The sequence below is a fragment of the Bacteroides sp. Phil13 genome (assembly GCF_001940965.1).
Classification (GTDB): Bacteria; Bacteroidota; Bacteroidia; order Bacteroidales; family Bacteroidaceae; genus Bacteroides; species Bacteroides intestinalis.
Map to the genome: position 1 here is coordinate 13,390 of NZ_MSHA01000011.1, position 1,099 is coordinate 14,488.

Genomic DNA, 1,099 nt, shown 5'->3' on the forward strand with positions numbered 1-1,099 from the left:
TGTCGCAGATAGGGTTCAGGCATGAATCATATATCATGAAAACGAGATATAAAACAGTACTCATATGGATATAAATCAGATTATTGATCATATAGGCAAACTCCCGGAAGCGTCAAAGAATACGTTAAAAGAGATTATTTCTGAGGTTACATATCCCAAAGGACACATTTTATTTAAAGCAGATAAAGTGGAAACCAAGGTATATTTCATCAAGAAAGGTATTGTCCGCGCTTATACAGAGTTAGCAGACAACGAGATAACATTCTGGTTCGGACGTGAAGGCGACACAGTAGTTTCAATGAAAAGCTATGTATCCAACCAAAGAGGCTATGAAAATATAGAGCTTCTGGAAGAATGTGAACTATATGAAATGAAGAAACAATCCTTGCATGAACTATTCAGCAAAGACATACATATTGCTAACTGGGGAAGAGAATTTGCAGAACAGGAACTGCTAAAAACAGAGGAAAGATTTATCGGCAGACAATTCAAAACATCTCTGGAACGCTATAGGGACCTGATGAATCACACTCCTGATCTGCTGCAAAGAGTACAATTAGGCTATATAGCTTCTTATCTTGGCATCACCCAAGTCAGTTTAAGCCGTATCCGGGCCAAATTCAGGTAAATCACTTTTTATCATTTGTTAAATAACAAATCAAAACAATTCATGAACTTTGCACACAAAAAATAAAAGTTATGAGTTGGATATATTTGATTGTAGCCGGGTTGTTCGAAGTAGCATTTACATCGTGCATGGGCAAAGTAAAAGAAACAACAGGCAGTGAAATGTACTGGTGGTTCACCGGTTTCTTAGTATCTATGAGTATCAGTATGTTTTTACTGATAAAAGCAACACAAGCCCTGCCCATTGGTACGGCTTATGCAGTGTGGACGGGAATAGGTGCAGTGGGAACTGTATTAGCAGGCATACTGATATTCAAAGAGCCTGCTACCGTATGGAGATTACTTTTCATTGTAACGTTGATCGGTTCGATCATCGGTTTAAAAGTTGTTTCTCATTAAAACTAAAAAACGAGGTTGTGTCAAAACTCTGGCACAACCTTTTTTATGCACAAAGCCCAGACTTTCGCAAGCC

Annotated in this window: 2 protein-coding genes; both read left to right on the forward strand. The window is 38.1% G+C overall.

Annotation, left to right across the window (positions count from 1 at the left end; all coding sequences use genetic code 11):
- Nucleotides 1-64 precede the first annotated feature (64 nt).
- Nucleotides 65-628 (forward strand): Crp/Fnr family transcriptional regulator, encoded by a 564-nt coding sequence (locus BWI44_RS02205; RefSeq protein ID WP_117694491.1) that lies wholly within the window; start codon nucleotides 65-67, stop codon nucleotides 626-628.
- A gap of 71 nt (nucleotides 629-699) precedes the next feature.
- A complete protein-coding gene (locus BWI44_RS02210; RefSeq protein ID WP_115502947.1) occupies nucleotides 700-1,026 on the forward strand; it encodes a DMT family transporter in 327 nt (108 codons plus the stop codon).
- Nucleotides 1,027-1,099: the final 73 nt, after the last annotated feature.